17 protein-coding genes and 1 other annotated feature (1 of these 18 cut by a window edge) are annotated in these 20359 nt (G+C 42.8%); of the genes, 3 read left to right on the top strand and 14 right to left on the bottom strand.

The annotated features are described in order from the left end of the window. Nucleotides 1-16: 16 nt before the first annotated feature. The 7 genes from DVB69_RS12540 to DVB69_RS12510 form a co-directional block, all read right to left on the bottom strand. Entirely contained in the window at nt 17-742 is a 726-nt protein-coding gene (locus DVB69_RS12540) for a YtxH domain-containing protein (protein ID WP_116019441.1), read from the bottom strand. Between the two features lie 286 nt (nt 743-1028). After that, nucleotides 1029-2342 (bottom strand): UDP-N-acetylmuramate--L-alanine ligase, encoded by a 1314-nt coding sequence (gene murC, locus DVB69_RS12535; protein WP_116019440.1) that lies wholly within the window; start codon nt 2340-2342, stop codon nt 1029-1031. A 76-nt stretch (nt 2343-2418) separates the two neighbouring features. Continuing rightward, entirely contained in the window at nt 2419-5187 is a 2769-nt protein-coding gene (locus DVB69_RS12530) for a DNA translocase FtsK (protein WP_233505398.1), read from the bottom strand. Nucleotides 5188-5390: 203 nt separating this feature from the next. After that, entirely contained in the window at nt 5391-5996 is a 606-nt protein-coding gene (ytpR, locus tag DVB69_RS12525; protein WP_116019439.1) for a YtpR family tRNA-binding protein, read from the bottom strand. Next, a complete protein-coding gene (locus tag DVB69_RS12520) occupies nt 5993-6811 on the bottom strand; it encodes a DUF1444 family protein (protein ID WP_116019438.1) in 819 nt (272 codons plus the stop codon). The genes ytpR and DVB69_RS12520 overlap by 4 nt, the downstream gene beginning before the upstream one ends. A 30-nt stretch (nt 6812-6841) precedes the next feature. Further along, complete coding sequence (locus DVB69_RS12515; RefSeq protein WP_116019437.1) at nt 6842-7360, bottom strand: hypothetical protein; 519 nt, start codon at nt 7358-7360, stop codon at nt 6842-6844. 161 nt (nt 7361-7521) lie between these two features. Beyond that, nucleotides 7522-8595, bottom strand: coding sequence for a M42 family metallopeptidase (locus DVB69_RS12510; protein WP_116019436.1), 1074 nt, complete (start codon nt 8593-8595; stop codon nt 7522-7524). Between the two features lie 173 nt (nt 8596-8768). On the opposite strand from DVB69_RS12510, the gene DVB69_RS12505 reads away from it, so the two are divergent. Beyond that, complete coding sequence (locus DVB69_RS12505) at nt 8769-9083, top strand: PepSY domain-containing protein (protein WP_116019435.1); 315 nt, start codon at nt 8769-8771, stop codon at nt 9081-9083. Between the two features lie 166 nt (nt 9084-9249). Here DVB69_RS12505 and DVB69_RS12500 read toward each other — a convergent pair whose 3' ends face one another. The 4 genes from DVB69_RS12500 to dat are packed head-to-tail and all read right to left on the bottom strand — an operon-like array spanning nt 9250 to nt 12689. Beyond that, nucleotides 9250-10095, bottom strand: coding sequence for a YtnP family quorum-quenching lactonase (locus DVB69_RS12500; RefSeq protein ID WP_116019434.1), 846 nt, complete (start codon nt 10093-10095; stop codon nt 9250-9252). Nucleotides 10096-10123: 28 nt separating this feature from the next. Next, the gene (trmB, locus tag DVB69_RS12495) at nt 10124-10768 is read right to left on the bottom strand and encodes a tRNA (guanosine(46)-N7)-methyltransferase TrmB (RefSeq protein WP_116019433.1); all 645 of its coding nucleotides are present in this window, start codon (nt 10766-10768) and stop codon (nt 10124-10126) included. Nucleotides 10769-10800: 32 nt separating this feature from the next. Next, nucleotides 10801-11805 carry an NERD domain-containing protein gene (locus tag DVB69_RS12490; protein WP_116019432.1) on the bottom strand — a complete coding sequence of 335 codons (1005 nt, stop codon included), beginning with the start codon at nt 11803-11805 and terminating at the stop codon, nt 10801-10803. A gap of 26 nt (nt 11806-11831) precedes the next feature. Next, complete coding sequence (gene dat, locus DVB69_RS12485; protein ID WP_116019431.1) at nt 11832-12689, bottom strand: D-amino-acid transaminase; 858 nt, start codon at nt 12687-12689, stop codon at nt 11832-11834. Between the two features lie 350 nt (nt 12690-13039). Here dat and DVB69_RS12480 point away from each other — a divergent pair, with 350 nt between their 5' ends. Further along, nucleotides 13040-13261, top strand: coding sequence for a DeoR family transcriptional regulator (locus DVB69_RS12480; RefSeq protein WP_025786120.1), 222 nt, complete (start codon nt 13040-13042; stop codon nt 13259-13261). A 54-nt stretch (nt 13262-13315) separates the two neighbouring features. On the opposite strand, the gene DVB69_RS12475 is transcribed toward DVB69_RS12480, so the two are convergent. Continuing rightward, nucleotides 13316-14035 (bottom strand): pseudouridine synthase, encoded by a 720-nt coding sequence (locus DVB69_RS12475; protein ID WP_116019430.1) that lies wholly within the window; start codon nt 14033-14035, stop codon nt 13316-13318. After that, a complete protein-coding gene (locus tag DVB69_RS12470) occupies nt 14036-15655 on the bottom strand; it encodes a putative polysaccharide biosynthesis protein (protein WP_116019559.1) in 1620 nt (539 codons plus the stop codon). It lies immediately after the preceding gene. 195 nt (nt 15656-15850) lie between these two features. Between DVB69_RS12470 and DVB69_RS12465 the strand changes: the two genes are divergently transcribed. After that, nucleotides 15851-17125 carry a BaiN/RdsA family NAD(P)/FAD-dependent oxidoreductase gene (locus DVB69_RS12465; protein WP_116019429.1) on the top strand — a complete coding sequence of 425 codons (1275 nt, stop codon included), beginning with the start codon at nt 15851-15853 and terminating at the stop codon, nt 17123-17125. 562 nt (nt 17126-17687) lie between these two features. Here the strand turns inward: DVB69_RS12465 and leuS are convergent. Further along, nucleotides 17688-20105 carry a leucine--tRNA ligase gene (gene leuS, locus DVB69_RS12455; RefSeq protein WP_116019427.1) on the bottom strand — a complete coding sequence of 806 codons (2418 nt, stop codon included), beginning with the start codon at nt 20103-20105 and terminating at the stop codon, nt 17688-17690. 46 nt (nt 20106-20151) lie between these two features. Next, nucleotides 20152-20359, bottom strand: a binding site (T-box leader); it runs 9 nt beyond the window's last position.

Raw genomic sequence — 20359 nt, 5'->3', positions numbered from 1 at the left:
AATGGCTTTTGTCTGTTTAGTTACTTTTAGGTATTTCATCAGATACTGCGTTCTGATTAATGTTTTTGTTCTTGCCGATGTTGTCGGAGTTGTTATAGGCAACATCACTATTTTTAGTAGTCTGATTGCTTGCCTCTTTTTTCTCCTCAGACTTTTTGGTAGCCTCTTTTTTCACAATAGGCTCTTCGCCTTCAGAGGAAGCTGTACCGTCGTCCATAGGTGCAGTCTTTTTTGAAGTCATCGATTTAACTTTTTCGGTTTGGTCTTGTACATTTTTCTTAAGGTCTCCAGACTTTTCCTTAGCCACTGCTGAAAGCTGTGTCGCCTTTTCTTTTGCAGTACTAGACAGATCAGCTGCCTTATCTTTTGCTGTCGAAGTGAAATCTGCTGCCTTATCCTTCGCCGTCGCCGTAAGATCAACCGCTTTGTCTTTAGCTGTGGAGCTTAGCTCGATGCTCTTGTTTTTCAACTGTACTGCTTGAGTAGAAAAATCATCGCGCATCTCTTTACCCGTTTTAGGTGCTAAGAAAAGTGCCGCTGCAGCACCGATGACACCACCTACTAATGCTCCAGTTAAAAAGCTTCCTGAACTTGAACTTTCCTCTTCATAGAAACGATCGGTATCCGTTGGGAAATAATTGTAGTTCATCGGTAATTGTGATGGTTCTCCGTATGAATTTTCATAAACATCCTTAGAGTTAAGTTCGTTCGTTTGGTTTGGTTTGTTATAGTTGTCGCTCATGCGATCTCCTCCTTAAAATGGTGTTAGCGTATTGGTCTGTCATCCCGTGGCTTTTTTCGTCTGTCGATACGGTTGGTAATTTCGCTGAAGACTTACTTTCAACGATTATCCGTTATGTACAACAGATTGAAGCAGTTCACTCCTCTCTGTCCACTATCTTATGAGTACTTTTACCCTGTCACTCAACAGCCTAAACTTTGATCATCTTTCCACTTTCGACAATGAGAGTGTATATCCTTTAAAATTTATTAAGATTTCATAAAAAAAAGAAAACAGTCTGATTAATTCAGACTGTTCTCTGTTCAGCGATATGTTGTTGATATGCGGTTAAATACTTTTGTACGTCTCCTGCACCCATAAACAAAAAGACTGCGTCTTCATGTCCATCAAGCGCTTCAATAGCTTCTAGTGTCAAATGAGCAGATCCAGGAATTTTCTCAGCAAGATCATTCACCGTTAACGTACCTGATTTTTCACGAGCGGATCCAAAAATATCACACAAATAAACCTGGTCAGCTTCAGAAAGACTTTCTGCGAATTCATCCATTAGTGCAGCAGTTCTTGAAAATGTATGCGGTTGGAAAACCGCTATGATTTCACGCTCAGGATACTTCTGTCTTGCCGACTGAAGTGTTGCTCGGATTTCTGTCGGATGATGTGCATAATCATCGATTAGAATTGCACCATCCGCTTGAATTTCAGTGAACCGCCGTTTTACCCCGTTGAAACTCTTAAGGCGTTCGGCGACAACAGTTGGGTCCAATCCTTCATACTGACAAAGTACAATGACCGCCAATGCGTTTTTAATGGCATGGTCGCCAGGCATCGGAATTGTGAAAGAATGATAAAATTCGTTACGTACAAATACATCAAAAGAAGTGCCTTCAGCGCTTTTCACGATATTGGACGCACTAAAATCATTTCCTTCGCCTAGACCATAGAGTACGACGGGTACATTTGCTTGTATCGCTAAACAGTTCGGGTCATCCCCACATGCGATGATCGCTTTTTTAACATTCAACGCCATATCCCCAAACGCATTCAATACATCTGCCATATCCTTAAAATAATCGGGGTGGTCGTAATCGATATTTGTAATGATTGCATAATCTGGTTCGTACGCTAAGAAATGCCGTTTGTATTCGCATGATTCAAAAACAAAAAATTTACTGTCTTGAACGCCTTTACCAGTACCGTCTCCAATTAAGTATGAAATGGGTGCAAAGCCAGAAAGAACATGAGCAAGAAGCCCAGTCGTCGATGTCTTCCCATGCGTACCTGTAACAGCTACTGAAACGAATTGTTTCATATACTCCGCCAAGAAGTCATGATAGCGAATAACATCGAGTCCTAGTTCCTTAGCTCTCACTAATTCCGGATGGGTATCCGGGAACGCATTTCCTGCAATTATTGTAAGTCCTTCCGTAATATTATCTTCACTGAAAGGAAGTACGTTTATAGAGCGTTCGTGAAGCGGTTCCTCTGTGAAAAAGTGCTTTTCCACATCAGATCCTTGAACTTCGTTTGATGAATCATGAAGAATTTGAGCGAGTGAGCTCATTCCTGATCCTTTAATACCTGTAAAGTGAAATTTCGTCATTGTGCAACCTCCTGGGAGCAACCTGTTCCCTAAAATCTCTCATTGATAATTCTTGTTGTAAGTTCATCTTCTATTCTTATGCTTCGGGATCAGGATTCAGAAATGTCTCCAAGTCTGCTTCTGTTAAATACACATCCCGCGAACGACTTCCCCGTTGTTCAGAGATGAAGCCATGAGCTTCCATGCGATCCATAATCTTTGCGGCACGATTGTATCCAATACTAAAATGGCGTTGCATAAGTGAAGTCGACGCACTCCCCTGTTCAATGATGAATGAACAAGCTTGTGTGAATAATGGGTCTGACTCCTCCTCTTCAACAACTGCAGCAAGTAAATCTTCCTGACCGAATAAATATTCCGGCGAGGCTTCTTTTTTAACGTGTTCAATAATGCATTCAATTTCATCATCTGTAACAAATGTACCTTGCAATCGGATGGGTGAAGATTGTCCGTTTCCGACGTAAAGCATATCTCCCCTACCGAGAAGACGCTCCGCTCCTGCACCATCGATAATCGTCCGTGAGTCGATTTGAGAAGACACAGCAAATGCAATCCGCGTTGGAATGTTGGCCTTGATGATGCCAGTAATAACGTCAACGGACGGACGCTGTGTTGCAATAATCAAGTGAATTCCACATGCACGTGCCTTTTGGGCAATCCGACTAATTGATACTTCAACATCATTCGGTGCAACCATCATCAAATCTGCGAGCTCGTCGATTACAATTAGTAAGTACGGCATTTTTTGAGCGAATTGTCGATTCGCTTCCGCCATTTGGTTGTATCGTTCAATATTCCGTGCTCCCGCATGCGCAAATAGCTCATAGCGGCGCTCCATCTCATCGACTGCCCATTTTAAAGCAGCTGTCGCAGCCTTTACGTCAGTGATTACTGGGCTTATAAGATGTGGTATTCCATTGAAAGGTGCTAATTCCACCATTTTAGGATCAATCAACATCATTTTAAGTTCCGTTGGCGAAGCTTTGTACAAAAGACTCACAAGAATCGAGTTAATACAAACAGATTTACCTGAACCCGTTGCACCTGCAATCATTCCATGCGGCATTTTCCGCAAGTCGATGGTAACCGGTTCCCCTGTTAAACTCAATCCAAGTACCGCTTCAAGTGGTGAGTCAGAACTCGAGAACTTCTCAGTGTCAATGACTTCTGAAATTCGGACAGGACGAGTTGTCCGATTCGGTATTTCAATCCCAATGGAGCTTGTGCCAGGGATTGGAGCTTGAATTCGGATATCTTCTGCCGCTAGAGCTAATTTCAGATCATCAGTCAAATTACGTACTTTGCTAACCTTTGTTCCAAATCCGACCGTCAACTCAAAACGAGTAACCGTAGGTCCTTGAACCGCTTGTAATATGTCTGCATCGACAGCAAAATGGGAAAGTGCTTCGACTAGTTTCTCGGACTGCGAAGTTAGCCATTCCGTATCTTCGTGCTGTGCTTCAGCTGGTAGCAGCTCTTCAATTGATGGGAAAACATAGTGAGGCGGCACGTACTGCTCATCCTCAGGTCCCTCTGATAACGTCGCTATACTTGTAAGTGGTGGTGGCTGAACCGTTTCCACATGTTGGTTGTTCTGTCTCTGAGGTTCTGTCTTTACTGGTTGGATATCTTCGCTAACAGCAGATAGTTGTTCATTGTTCACAGCTAACGGTGAAGGTTCTTTAAATGTCGGAGCATTCGAAACGGCAAGAGAACGTAACTGCTGCTTCTCCTTATCCGATTTCAACATGACCACGTTAAAAGGAACCGTCTTTTCGTGCTTGGTTCTTTCTAGTTCAGGGGTAGAAGTGGATTCTTCAACAACTGGAGCACTGTTGTCCGCTTCTTCCTTTTGTTCTACGTACGCTTCTTCAGTAACTTTGCTTACTGGCTCAGTAAATTCTTCAAGATTTTCTTCTACGTAGAGTACTTCAGGCACTTCTTCTACTGGCTCTGTATGCTTTGAAATTTCTTGACTAATCTCCTCCGGATTAGGTTCTAACACCGCAATCTGGACACTCTCTTGAACTGATTCTACTTCCAGTTTCTCAACAGAATAGAAGTCAGAGTCTGTCTGATCTATCATCGAAGTCAACGGTATGGTTTCTTCCACCATAACAATCTCCGGTTCTGACAGATCTGGTTTAGTCCATGCTGGTTCATGTTGTTCATCTATTACTTCGTCAACATCATTTTCAATCTCAGTGTACTGATTGGTTTCCTGATTTCCAATAGATGGTCGTACGATTTTTCTCCCAGAAGGTAACACTTCTTTTGGCAAGAAAAGATTCGATGGTGGTACCTGTCTGGTAATGGGTTCACTTCCATTACTGGACGTGGTCTCTCGTTCAATATTCACAGGCTTTCGTTTCGATTGTGAGAATCCATATACAGGTGAAGGTACTTCCGTTGGTGTAAACGGTTTGTTAGTTCTTGGTTTCACAATTTCTTTTTTACGTTCAACTGACTTGTCCAACTTAGGTTTTACGGTTTTAGTCGTCTCTGAAGGTTCTTTATATTTCGTTCTATTACCAGCCCTATGGATTTCTCCTTTAGGTGGTTCTGTTGGCCATCTGTTATTTTTGTATAACGGTATCGATTCAGATGTGTCTTCTTTTTCTACTACAGGAGTTACTTGTTGTTTTATTTGTACAGGTTCATCGGGATCTGCATCCCATCCATAAATTTCAGCATCGGTAATCATTGGGAATCTAAATGCCGGCCGCTGCGGCGGGTTTGTTTCTTGCGGTTGTTCTTGCTCAGGTAATTCAATAGTTATGTCTTCCAGTGTCTCTTCAGATTGCGAGCCGAACAAGCGACCCATTGTTTTTTTAATCCAACTCACTCTATCACTCTTTTCATTTCAATCAACCTATTTTAACAGAAAATCAAGGAGAAAATCAAATAGTCATGTGCCCATACGGAAACAAAATCAGTTTACAGGTCGGTTTACCTATCTTTTTTTGATAAAAAGAACATGTAAGTTGAAGTGTTTTTCAACAAAAAAAACAGAGAACTCTACTAGCTCCTCTGTTTGTGAAATCGTATTCAGTTTATAAATGCGCTTCCTACTTCTGCTTCCGCAGCTAGTACGAGAATACCTTTTTCGGCAGGTGCATCCGGTAAGTCCAATTCTTTTGCTGAACAAATCATTCCTGATGATGGAACACCACGTAGTTCTGCATCACGAATGATTGTACCCGATGGCATCACAGCGCCTACTTTTGCAACGACAACTTTTTGGTCGCTTTCCACATTCGGTGCTCCACAAACGATTTGTAACGTTTCGCTTCCAACATTCACGGTACAAATATTGAGTTTGTCCGCATTTGGATGCTTTTCTTTTGAGACAACATGTCCTACAACGAATTTCGGACTAAAATCTACATTGAGTTCAAGTGAGACACTGTTCTTTTCAAGTGCTTCTTGAATCTTCGCAACGAATTCAGGTGTCAATTCAATTGAACCATCTGGATGCTCACCCACGTATTGAGTTGCATTAAATAGGTTGAAGGCCACTGGTTCTCCATTGTGTGAGGACTTAATTACTGTCACATCACCTTTCGAATCGATTTCCGTTTTCTCCGGACGCTCTGTTGTCAGTTGGACCATCAACACGTCACCTACACCATGTTTGTTAATAAAGACGTTCATTTCTTTTTCTCTCCTTTTTCTGCGACACGATTTTTAGCCATGATGAAGATAGGTTCAAGCTCCCCATCGTTGTAGAGGAACGACAACGACGTAATCGGCACTGTTCCTGTAGTAAAGAAGTGCATCGTCATTTGAGCAAGCACATCATATCCCGTGTCATTTTGAATATCCCCAATGATTAATACATCTTGGTGAGGTACAGAGACCGTCATATGACCGTCAATGCGAGTCGCCATCTCTTTCAAAAATGCGGCATTTACTATTCGGCTTGCATCATATCCATCATTTATGTTGAGGAAATAATATTTATTGCCCGCTACTTCATCTACTTTAACATCTGTGGGCAGTTTTCGGGCATTAAATAATGCCACTTCCGTAATTTCCTGTTCTGTCTTGCCGAGATCCGCTAGCATACTTTCATCAATGAGTCGATACGTTTTTCCCTGGTCCAATGCATAATAGATTGCCGTTTCTGCTGTGTGGGCTTTCACAAGGAATGGGCTTCCCGCCTTCGATTCTTTCGGAAATGATGTTGAACGGATAACTGGAAGAATGATTGAATTAGCATCGAATCCTTGTTGCTGTTCAGCCTCCATCGCATTGAAGGTTTCTTGAATGGTATAGACGACTTCTTGAATCGCCGTGTCTGCTTTCAGTTCATACTTCGCTAGTATTTCAGGAAGGGAAATGTCCATCCCCCTCTGTAACTCTTTATGATCGAGACGAATCCGATCTGCTTTTTTATCAAACTTCCATTCAAAGTTTTGAGAAGAAAGCCGTTTTTTCAGTTCTTCCACTAATTGTTCTGATTTCAACGTTTTCACCTCTCCTTTTATAGTCCTATTTTACGAAGCTATTTGTATAGATCTAGCTATTTCCATCATGCGCTCGATTGCTGCAACAAGATCACCTTTTTGCACGATAGCGGTCACTTGGACTGGTCCCGATCCCGTAACAACTTCGACTGAAGAATCTCCATGAGCACTAATTGCCGCAAACCCAAATACGCCTGCATCCGAAAACGTCTGTTGTTGGATGAATTTTTTACTGGTATCTGCCATTAGCAATTCATAATACGCATGTGAGTCTTGCTTGGCATTCGGATCATACTGCGCTGTATAGGTTTGATTTCGTTTTGACATCAAAAATGTGTGATCCTCTTGCATCATATCCACTTTCCAGCCAACCGGCTTATAGAATTCGACTCCTGCTATAGCTTCTGTCGGTTGTTTACGGTTCATCTCAAATGCATCTCGTACGGATTGCATTGCTTCATCTGTTTGTTCTTCAACAGTTCGGCCACATCCTGTAAGGACAAGTAATAAAACTGCCGCTGCTAATAAGTAGCTATATTTCCGAATCACGTTTCCTCCTCCGTTTCAGTACAATATGTTTAGTTTAGCTGTCAGTACTTATCTGCGCAACCATCAGAACCGCAAGTCATTGGATTACACAATAAAAAGCAGTCGATAACAGATTAGAATCTGCAATTGACTGCTTTTATATGCTAGCATTGTGAGTTACTTTAAACGTTTTGTTTAATCGTTTCAAGCGTTGTTTTGTCACATGTTGTCACTAATTTCACAAGAAGTTCCTTTGCAGCCGCATAATCATCAGTATGAATGATTGATGAAGATGTGTGAATGTAGCGAGAGCAAATACCGATGATTGCACTCGGTACACCTTCGTTTGATATATGGACTTTCCCTGCATCGGTTCCACCTTGTGAAACGAAATACTGGTATGGAATGTTATTGGTTTCTGCCGTATCGAGGATGAACTCGCGAATACCACGATGCGTGATCATTGTTCTATCCAGAATACGCAACAGCGTTCCTTTTCCTAACTGTCCAAATTCTGTCTTGCTTCCTGACATATCATTTGCAGGACTTGCATCAAGTCCAAAGAACAAATCAGGTTGAATCATATTTGCAGCCGTTTGGGCACCACGGAGTCCTACTTCTTCCATTACTGTCGCTCCAGAGAAAAGTTGGTTAGGAAGTTCTACATCTTTTACTTCCTTCAATAACTCAAGTGCGAGACCGCAACCATAACGGTTATCCCACGCTTTAGCCATGATCTTTTTGGGGTTTGCCATTGGAGTGAAGGGGCATACTGGCAAAGCCTGTTGACCAGGGCGGATTCCGATACGTTTTGCATCCTCCAGATCATCAGCACCGATGTCAATCAGCATATTTTTCACGTCCATTGGCTTCGCGCGTTGTTCATCTGTTAGAAGATGAGGAGGTATGGATCCGATAACTCCTGGAATTACACCTTTATCCGTAATAATTTCAACGCGTTGTGCGAGCATCACTTGGTTCCACCAGCCACCGAGTGTTTGGAATCTGAGCATTCCATTTTCCGTAATACCTGAAATCATGAAACCAACTTCGTCCATATGTCCAGCTACCATTATTTTCGGGCTATTCTCAGGTCCTTTACGGACGCCGAAGATGCCTCCCAAGTTGTCTTGAATCATTTCATCTGAATATTTTTCAAGTTCGCCGCGTAAATACTTACGTACCGCATGCTCATTCCCGGGCGCACCTGGTAATTCTGTAAGCGTTTTAAACATTGCAAGAGTTTCGTTATTCATATAAGGGTTACCTCCACTTTTAATTATATTCACTACGTATTGTAGAACAATTCAGTCGAAATTACCAATTGTCTAGTTCGTGACCCGAAAGAATAGAGTGAGTAGTCTCGCTTATTCAAATTGATAGTGGTATAATACACTTAATAAAATGACTAGTAAGGGGTGCTGTCCGTATGAAGTTCAAAGAATTTGCAGCCGGCGTTCTGACCGGAGCAGCTGCAGGATTAGTCGTCAAAGAAGCCGTAGACCGTGCAAACTCTGCTGTTCCAGCTGAGCAAGTGCTAAAAACCGTAAAAGATGCCTTTAAAAAAGAAGGTCCCATCGATGGATCATGGATTGTGATGAAAACTGAACCATTCACGAATAACGTCATTTCTATGAACGTTTACAGAGGCGGGGTTTCCCGCATTAAAAACGGCGTATTGGAACAATATGAATTCGCTGCAGACGCTAAGACAGGCACTGTTGTAGAGCTTGTTAAAAATTAATTTTTCTAGTTCTTTTTAGGTGTAAAAAGAGGGGCTGTTCCTAATAGTCATGTTCAATGACTACTTGGAACAGCCCTTTTAAATTCACCAAAACAAAATTTGATAGTATACGGTGTTGATGTTAGTAATAGAGGATCCATTTCTGTTATACCCTCTTAACTTCAGATCAACGAGTTCTTTCAACTGACTCGACTATGTTTTTGCCGGTTTCGTCGAAGCGGACGATTCGGTAAACGGCATCGTGGTAGAAGAAGAAACGATGACCATCTTGACGTGCTTCTTTCATCAGCTTTTCTTTCGCAAAGATGGAATCCATTGGATAGTCGTCAAATGCAAGGACCCAAAGTGGATTGCTGTGAGCATGTGTCGGCATGATGTCTGCCATGTGGATCATAGTCTCGCCACTTTGCTCAAGTCGGATAATGCTGTGACCGTTGCTGTGACCTCCCGTGTGAACCAACGTGACACCCTTCATGGGTGAGAATTCTTTCTCAAAAGGTTTCACTTGGTCTTGGATCGGCTCCCAGTTTTCTTTAAAATACGTATTTCTTGAGCGGATATTCGGGTTACGCATTTCATCCCATTCAATCTGTGAAACATAAATTTCAGCATTCGGAAAGACAGAAACAAGTTTTTCTCCTTGCCACTCAGTTAGGCCTGCCGCATGATCGTTATGCATATGTGTCATGAGCACCATGTCGATGTCTGCTACAGTTAAGTTTAGCTCAGAAAGACTTTCTGCAACTCGAGTTTCCGCTCTGATTCCTAAGTTGCGTTTTTTCTTTTCATCCAACTTCCCTTTACCGATACCAGAATCTATTAGCATATTCTTTCCTTTAAATTGAAGTAAGATTGGATCAGTCCGCAATTCAATTAAGTTGTTCTCGTCAGGTGCATACTTCTTAGCCCACATTGCTTTCGGTACAACGCCAAACATCGTTCCCCCATCCAGATAATTGACGCCCCCATCCAGCCATGTGAGTTTCATATCGTGAAATTCGTATGTATCCACTCAAACATCCCCTTTGGTTGAATTATTCTTAGCCCATGAACCTTGCTTCCAGACGATAGATTGGTTGTCCTTTAGCAGAAAATTTCTCTTCATACTCCGTCATGACATTATCTTCAGGCATTTCCGCATGCAAGTCTAGTGACACGTCCAACAAACGCATTCCATATTCAGAAATCGAAACGAGTGAGTACTCAAATAATCCACGGTTGTCTGTCTTGAAATGGATTTCTCCATCTTCCGGCATGACGGATTGATATAAACTTAAAAACTCACCGTGAGTTAAACGACGCTTAGCATGTCTCAATTTTGGCCAAGGATCTGAGAAATTCAAATAGACGCGTGCAACTTCTCCCTTGTCAAAGATATCGGTAAGCTCTTTCCCATTTGCTCGCAGCAACCGCACATTCGCAGGAATTCCAGAATCGACGACTTTTTCCACGGCAGAGACGATGATACTGTCAAAATGCTCGATTCCGATATAGTTGACGTCTGGATTCGCGAGTGCCATTCCAACAACAAACTGACCTTTCCCAGTACCTACTTCTACATGGACCGGGTTGTCATTTCCAAATATTATGGACCATTTCCCACTCTTTGTATCCGGTTCTTGAATGACAATCCCTGCATGCTCCTCTAAATAATCTTTCGCCCACGGCTTATGTCGTAATCTCATAGTTCTACCACTCTCTTCTTCATTAATGTTAATTATTCCTGTTCCACTTCTAGTTGTTCTTCTTCCGTCTCAAATAAACGGCTAGCAGCCGTTGTTTGACAAAGGTCGAGTAGTACCTGTGCAGCTTTAAACTGTTTGGATTTCATAGGAGTGCTCAATTTCTTCACTTTTTCTAACCATTTTGGATAATCTCTTCGATCGATGATTTGGATATCATGAGCGACCCCAGGATAGTCAATGTAACTCTCTCTAGAAAGCAGGATTTTTCGGATTGGGAAATCGACTTCAGCAGACGCGAATAAGCTGGACACTATTTTCCCCATCCGGTTTAAGCCAATCGATGGATTCAGTAGTTTGGATTCTTGCTCTCCCAACTTTTTGGTCCAAAACCGTTCTCCACTTCCTACTAATACCGAACCTTCTTCTGCTTGTAGAATCGTCATGCAAATACATTCTACAGGTGTCATGAGGATGACTTCCAATTCGACAGGTGCTTTCTTTATTTTCAAAACAGGATAATAGAACAGTAAATAGCTATCTGGCAAAATCTCTAAAAATTCATGAAGCAACTTGTCCCTCATGAATTTACTATCTATCCGGGATCGCTCCGTCAACGTAGAACTTGCCCATTTTAACTGAAAGTGAAAAAGTTGTTCGATATATAACTTCCGTAAATTTTGGATCGATCTTGGATCTTGGATAATATTCGGAGTAAATTGCAAGTCGTCTGGTTCTTTCGTAGTCTCGTCGTTATAGGCTACGATCTGTTCCTCTTTTCTAAAAGGAAGGAAGCGAGATAATGAAGAAAATCGTTTTTTTCCCACTTCCTCTTCAGAAAGGCTCTCGTTTTCTGGAATCTTTGCTGGTAATTCCTCATCCGCAGCAATTTGCCAACTCGCTAGATCGACTCCATTATCCCATTGCCGTTTCATCCGTTCCCATTGGGACCGTTTTAACCGAATGAACTGGGTCGTATAACGAGATAAGTCATGTTCATAACGCGAGACGTAATCGAGCATTTTGACTAGCTGGGCCATTTTTCGATTCACCTGCGCTTTCTAATTCAGTTAATTTCCATTTTGAGTTCGTGAATGGTTTCTTCAAACACATGTTGTAAGCGTTCTGTCACCCGACCAGGTACCCCTTCACCAACAGGCTTTCCGTCAATGGACACAATCGGTGTGATTTCTGATGTTGTAGAGGTAAGGAATAGTTCATCCATTTCATTGAATTGTTCTAGTGTGAACGGCTCTTCCATAACCCCAATACTATGCTTAGCACACAATTTCAACACGACTCTTCGCGTAATCCCATTTAGTATAAGATTCGTTGCTGGGTGAGTATATAGAATTCCGTCTTTCACCCCGAACATATTTGAAGAAGAACCTTCTGTAACAATCCCATCACGTACAAACACTGCTTCTGCACAACCAGATTCATAGGCTTCTTGCTTCGCTAATACATTTCCTAATAAATTTAAGCTCTTAATGTCACAACGTAACCACCGGATATCATCTGTTGTTTTCACCGCTACCCCTTCTTTAATCTTGGAGAGCGGGCGCGGATTTTGAATCGCATACGCCGTAATCACAGGCACGACCTCTTCACCTGGGAAGTTATGCATCCGTGGCGCTACACCACGTGTTGCTTGAATATAGACGTGTCCTTCTATTATACCATTATCAACGGCTAACTTTTTAGCAATTTCCGTGAACTCCTCAATCGTATATGGAAGATCTAACCGAATCTTTTTAGCACTTTGCAAAAAACGTGTGAAATGTTCCTGAGCCGTATAAAGCTTTCCGTCATATACTTTAACGACCTCATATACACCATCGCCGAAATAGTAACCTCTATCGTCAATGGATACCTTCATCTTTTCTTTATCTACATATACCCCATTATTAAAGTAAATTGTCATCGTTGTTCTCCTCTCAATTACAAGTGAATTGTGGCTGTTTACATACAGTCTATGTGAGTTCAGTTAATTTGGCGAGCGTTTGTTTGCTGTCAAAACAGTTCTCTCCATTTTCCCACGTTTTTAAATGAAAATAAAGAACTTTCCACTTGTTGTTGGAATGACAAAATCATAAGCGATTATTGCTTACTTTTTTGAAAATATACGTTATACTAATATTGTCAGAACAAACAGTCTGACTAAATTTGCTGGAGAGGATGTGCGGGGCACAGGCGATTTCGAAGAGCTAACGTAACATTTCCACGTCTCAAACCAAGTCTATTGGAAATTGATGATGAAGGAGTGGTTCACAGTTGAATCCTGCTACAGACCGAATGCTGACCCGTATTAAAGATGTCTATTTGTACATCTATGGTAATGGTACTGTCACCACAGAGAATGTAGTCCAAGAATTTAGCATCACGGCACGTACCGCACAACGGGATTTAAATGTCCTGGAGTATAATGACCTCATTACGAGTCCGGTTCGTGGCCAATGGACAACGACAGCAAGAAAAGTGAAATTGCCTTCTTAAAGTTTAACTAAGGCCGCCCAGCCTCAAAAAAAGGGCTGAATTGCACAAAGCAATTCAGCCTTTTTTTCGTGGATCTACTTCGTTTAGTTCCTCTACCGTCAGCTCCCGATAATGCCCTAACTCCAGAGATTCGTCCAATAACAAATTTCCCATCGTAAGACGTTTCAGATAGACCACGTTCTTGTCCACTGCTTCAAACATCCTTTTCACTTGATGAAATTTTCCTTCCGTAATCGTCAGCTCAATTTCTGAAATGGAATCAGAAGCTATTATGGTAAGAAATCCTGGTTTCGTATGGTAACCATCTTCAAGGGTGACGCCCTCTTTAAAAGCCGCGACATCATCTTCGTTTACGACTCCCTCGATTTTCGCATAGTACGTTTTGGGGATGTCTTTTTTCGGTGACAATAGCTCGTGCGTAAGCTTACCGTCATTTGTGATGAGTAGAAGTCCTTCTGTGTCTTTATCAAGACGTCCAACTGGAAAGGGTTCAAACCGTTGTTCGTTCTCAGATAGTAAGTCGATTACAGTTTGGTCCCATTTGTCCTCAGTTGCAGATATGACTCCAGGTGGTTTGTTCATCATGATATAGATGAATTCCTGGTGGATAACTGGCTCCCCTAGCACATCCACTGAATCTTTTTCGGGGTCTACATGGGAACCAGGATCTTTCTCAGTCATCCCATTCACACGTACTGTCCCTTTTCGTATAAGTTGCTTCACATCTTTCCGTGTCCCGAATCCATTATTTCCAAGCAGTTTATCGAGTCTCATTCATGATCTCCCCAAGCCGAATTTCTTTGTAATTCGTGTAATTTTATCGCCCAGTAATTTTTGTGCAAGTCCGCTTCTAAATGACAAGAATCCGTAAACGACAGCTCCGACCCCACTACAAATCATCAGATAGAGCAACGCTTGCAGTTTCCCTTCAGGTACATGGATCGCGTATAGACCGTAACGTGTCAGTAATACAGCCACTACCATGATTGCATTGAAGAACAGAATTAAGATCGTACGTCGGACGACCAGTTTGGATTGGTAGTTCAATTCTTTCTTGATAACAAAAATATTCACACAAACAGCTATGGTATATCCAATTATGGTCGCGGCAATCGCTCCATTCACTTCAAACATCTTAATGAGTGGGATATTTAGCATGAGTTTAAAAAGTAATCCCAGAAGTGAGGTGAAGACAATCCATTTATGCTTATCAATTCCTTGCAATATTGCAGCAGTCACTGTGTATAACCCGAACAGGATTGCAGCAGGTGCATAACTTCTTAATACTCCCGCACCTATAGCATTTTGTTGATATAAAATTTGATACATTTCGCTTGATAACGCCATAATCCCTACTACCATTGGAATGGTCATGAACAGCATGATCTGGTAGGTTTGGTCGAGTGACCGTGTGATCCCTTTTTGGTCGCCCTTTGCATAATAGGTTGTCATCACTGGAATCAGCGCCATAGAAAATCCAGTCGCCACCATTACGGGGATCATAACGATTTTGTGAGTCAGGAAATTGAGCATTGTTAAATACGTATCCGTAACTGTAGCTAATCCCATAGAAGACATTGTTCCATTAAACGTAATCATATCCACAAACTGGTACAGAGGATTAATAACACCAACTAGTACAAATGGCAAAATATACGTAATGATTTCTTTGTAAATAGTTGAAACAGGAATATCTCCAGCTGGTGGACTATTCTGTAGTAACCCATTCATTTCCGGTTTATACTTCTTCCAGTAAAATCCAAGAGTAGCCATACTTGCGAGTGCGCCAATGAATGCAGCGAACACGGCAAATTTAACAGCGGTCTTAGGTGAACCACCAAGTACGTTCACAACGAGATAAGCGCCTATTAAGACGACTGCTATCCGAACAACCTGCTCAACTAGTTGCGATACTGAAGTTGGTTCAAATTTTTGGTATCCTTGTAAAAATCCGCGGATTACGCTCATGATTGGAACAGCTAATAACGCATAACTGACCCACCGGATGACAGATGCAATATCTTGGACCGTGAATTGTTGCTCGTTATCTTTAATAACCATATGAGCAATCGGTTCCGCCATAAAGTAAAGTGCTAAAAAGGCTACGACTCCCGTCAACGCCATAATGCCAATGCTCGATTTCATTAATTTCCGACCGGTGGCGTAGTCCCCTAATGCATTATATTTTGAGACAAATTTAGAAACTGCAAGTGGTGCACCGGAGATGGCAATGGAGAGTGCAATATTATAGGGAATGTACGCGTATTGATAAAGACCCACATTTTTTTCTCCGACGATGCTGTAAAAAGGGATAACATACAACAAGCCGAGTGCTTTCGATAAAAATAGGCCGATCGTTAAAATCGCAGTGCCTTTAACAAGATTAGATGCCATGAATGTATTCCTTCCCATCTTTCAATTACACCTAGGCGCGATTAAGTACAGACTTTTCAAAATCCGTAACCCTCGCTATAGGCTTTTACTGAGTTCAGTCAAACTACTTTACAGTTTACTCTGCAGGAACATATTTCACAATGTTTTATCGCCATTAGTGTTGTATACTGTAGAAAAACTGAAAGTGTGATTTAAATGGTTGATGTAATTATTATTGGTGGTGGTCCCTCAGGATTGATGGCTTCAATAGCAGCTGCAGAATCCGGGAACCGCGTACTCTTGCTCGATAAAGGTAAAAAACTTGGCAATAAGCTAGCTATTTCAGGCGGCGGACGCTGTAACGTGACAAACCGTCTATCTGTTGAAGAAATTGTAAAACACATTCCTGGCAACGGACGTTTTCTATATGGACCGTTTTCAGTGTTTAACAATGAAGACATTATTACATTTTTCGAAGGTCTTGGTGTGGCGTTAAAAGAAGAAGATCATGGCCGCATGTTCCCTGTTTCCAATAAAGCAAAAGATGTGGTCAATGCGTTGCTAAGCGAAATGGCTCGATTAGGTGTTGAAATCAGGACGGAAACGAAAGTGAAAAAGTTGCTTATGAATGAGGACGAAATTCTCGGAGTCCGTTTGCTGGATGGTGAAGAGATCCTAGCGAAGTCCGTTGTGGTGGCAGTTGGTGGAAAAGCCGTCCCTCATACAGGCAGCACTGGAGATGGCTATCCTTGGGCTGAACAAGCAGGCCATACCGTAACTACGTTATATCCGACGGAAGTTCCATTGTTATCTAATGAAAAATTCATTGTAGCGAAAGAACTGCAAGGACTTGCTCTTCGTGATGCAGCAGTTTCAGTATTGAATGGTAAAGGGAAAACTCTTGTTACACACCAAATGGACATGCTGTTTACTCACTTTGGTCTTAGTGGACCAGCTATTTTACGATGCAGCCAATACGTTGTGAAAGAGCGTATGAAAAACGGAGATCAGCCTGTTGTCATTAAAATCGATGTGTTGCCGGATGACAATGAAGAGCAAGTATTCCAGCAGCTGACAGCGACGTTGAAAGAAGATCCGAAAAAAGCATTAAAGAACGCATTGAAAGGGATCGCGCCTGAACGCTGGTTACTATTTTTGTTTGAAGAGGCCGATATGGAAGCGAACGAACCTGCGAATACGTTCTCATCGGAAAAAATTCGGAAGCTTGCAAGTTTGCTGAAGACCTTCCAGATGAAAGTAAACGGAACACAACCGATTGAAAAAGCATTTGTCACAGGTGGCGGTGTGTCGGTGAAAGAAATCGAGCCGAAAACGATGGCATCCCGGAAAATGGATGGCCTATATTTCTGCGGAGAAATTCTAGATATCCACGGCTATACTGGTGGTTATAATATTACTTCTGCGCTTGTTACAGGAAGACTTGCTGGTATGAATGCAAGTTTGCGTGCTTCTGAAAAGATGATGGGATAACTGATTGGCCAAGATGTTTCGATTCGCGAAACGTCTTGGCTATTTTTTTGATTGAGGAATTGATAGGGTGCATCGTGGGAACGGGCGGGTTCCTGCGCGGAACGAGCGGGTTCTAGCGCGGAATGAGCGGGTTGAATGTGGGAACGGGCGGGTTCCTGCGCGGAACGAGCGGGTTCTAGCGCGGAACGAGCGGGTTGCACGTGAGAACGGGCGGGTTCCGGCGCGGAACGGGCGGGTTGCTCGTGGGAACGGGCGGGTTCTAGCGCGGAACGGGCGGGTTGCTCGTAACAACGGGCGGGTTCCGGCGCGAAACGAGAGGGTTCTAGCGCGAAACGGGCGGGTTCCTGCGCGGAACGAGCGGGTTCCGGCGCGGAACGAGCGGGTTCCTGCGCGAAACGAGCGGGTTGCACGTGAGAACGAGCGGGTTCCTGCGCGAAACGGGCGGGTTGCCTTCCTTCTTCAGTAGATCCACGTTAACTTGAGCAGGTTCTTGCCTTCACCATTCCATTTCCACAAAAAAAACACGGAAGAGAGACCAGCCCCTCTTCCGTGCATCACCTATTTATCCAACCGCTACAATATTAACCAAGCGTCCTGGAATTGCGATGACTTTCTTCAACTCTTTGCCATCGATCCATTTTTGAACTTCTTCATTGGAAAGTGCCACTTTTTCCAACTCTTCTTTTGTAATATCTTTATCGACCTCTAACTTCGCACGTACTTTGCCGTTAATCTGAACAGCGATTTCCACTGTATCATCCACTAACTTTTCCGCGTCATATGTTGGCCAAGGAACATATGTGATCGTATCTTCATGACCCAACTTCTCCCAAAGCTCTTCAGTCAAGTGAGGAGTAATTGGTGACATGAGCAATACAAAGCCTTTAGCATATTCAGTCGGTACGCGATCTGCTTTGTAGCATTCATTGATGAATACCATCAACTGCGAAATAGCAGTGTTATTGTGCATGCTTTCGAAGTCTTCCGTAACCTTTTTAACCGTTTGGTTATACACTTTGTCGAGAGTTCCATCAGATTCTCCCCCGATTTTGTTTCCAAGTGTTCCGTCTTCATTGACGAACAAGCGCCAAATTCGATCTAGGAACTTCCGTGAACCATCTAATCCATTGGTAGACCATTCTTTAGAAGCTTCTAACGGCCCCATGAACATTTCATAAATACGCAATGTATCCGCACCATGAGAGTGAACAATATCATCCGGATTAATGACGTTACCAAGTGATTTCGACATTTTCACGTTACCTTCACCGAGAATCATTCCCTGGTTGAATAATTTTTGGAATGGCTCTTTCGTTTTAACAACACCGATATCGTACAATACTTTGTGCCAGAAACGTGCATACAGCAAGTGAAGAACCGCGTGCTCTGCGCCGCCAACATAAATATCAACCGGCAACCAACGCTCCGCTAATTCAGGATCAATCAGCATCTCATCATTTTTCGGATCGATATAACGCAAGTAATACCAGCAGCTACCTGCCCATTGTGGCATTGTATTCGTTTCGCGACGGCCTTTCATGCCCGTCTTCGGATCGACTACATTGACCCACTCGGTAATATTCGCAAGTGGAGATTCACCAGTTCCGCTTGGACGGATATCACCCGTTACCGGAAGTTCAAGTGGCAATTCTGATTCGTCTACTGAAGTCATTGTACCATCTTCCCAGTGGATAATTGGAATCGGCTCGCCCCAATAACGTTGACGGGAGAACAGCCAATCGCGCAAACGATACGTGATTTTCTTCTCGCCTTTTCCTTCATCAACTAGCCATGCAATCGATTTTTCAATTGCTTCGTCTTTTCCAAGACCATCTAGGAATCCTGAGTTCACATGCGCGCCTTCTCCAGTGAACGCTTCCTTCTCGATATCTCCGCCAGCCACTACTTCTGTAATCGTCAAGCCGAATTCTTTCGCAAACTCGTAATCGCGCTCGTCGTGAGCTGGAACTGCCATGATTGCGCCTGTACCGTATGAAACCAGAACATAGTCTGCAATCCAGATTGGCATTTTCTCGCCACTTGCGGGATTCACTGCATACGCACCTGTGAATACACCCGTTTTCTCTTTCGCAAGATCTGTACGCTCAAGATCGCTCTTCAGCTTTACTTTATCCAAATACGCAGCAACTGCGTCTTTTTGCTCTGGAGTCGTGATTTTATCGACCAATTTGTGCTCAGGTGCAAGGACGGCATATGTCGCACCGAAAATTGTATCCGGACGAGTTGTAAAGACATCAAATGACTGCTCGCTGCCATCAACCGCAAACGTCAATTGAGCGCCTTCAGAACGGCCGATCCAGTTACGCTGCATATCCTTCAAGCTTTCCGGCCAGTCAAGATCATCTAAATCTTCAAGCAAGCGATCCGCATATTCTGTAATACGAAGCACCCATTGACGCATCGGACGACGTTCTACAGGATGTCCGCCGCGTTCTGATTTACCGTCGATCACTTCTTCGTTCGCTAGTACTGTACCAAGTGCAGGACACCAGTTGACAGCCACTTCGTCCATATATGCAAGTCCGCGCTTATACAGTTGGATGAAAATCCACTGTGTCCACTTGTAATACTTCGGATCTGTCGTATTCACTTCACGATCCCAATCATACGAGAATCCAAGCTCATCCATTTGACGTTTGAAAGTCGCAATGTTTTTCGCTGTAAATTCAGCAGGATCATTCCCTGTATCAAGTGCATATTGCTCAGCTGGAAGACCGAACGCATCCCACCCCATTGGGTGCAATACATTATATCCCTGCTTACGCTTGAACTGACTTAAGATATCCGTCGCAATATAGCCAAGTGGGTGCCCAACGTGAAGTCCAGCTCCTGACGGGTATGGGAACATGTCCAATGCGTAAAATTTAGGTTTAGACGGGTCATCCGTCATTTTATAAGTCTTATTGTCTTTCCAAAAGTCACGCCATTTTTGTTCGATCTGAAGATGATTGTAGCTCATAGTAAATTTCCTCCTATTCAAAATAAAAAACTCCCGTCCCCACTAAACAAGGGACGAGAGTGAAGACAGGTTCCCGCGGTACCACCCAAATTGACGGTATACACCGCCCAACTTGACTCCTTAACGCGGAAAAAACGGCACGATTCGCTCACTTACGTGCAGACTCAGGAAGTGAGTTCACCAAGGTACCTTACTGACTCGCAGCTATCGTCAGCTCTCTGAAAAGGATATTCTCGCTTACTAATTTCCGTCAA

The sequence above is a fragment of the Sporosarcina sp. BI001-red genome (genome assembly GCF_003384035.1).
Lineage (GTDB): Bacteria > Bacillota > Bacilli > Bacillales_A > Planococcaceae > Sporosarcina.
Note: the sequence above shows the minus strand (reverse complement) of the source record. Positions and strands in the feature narration are given on the sequence as shown.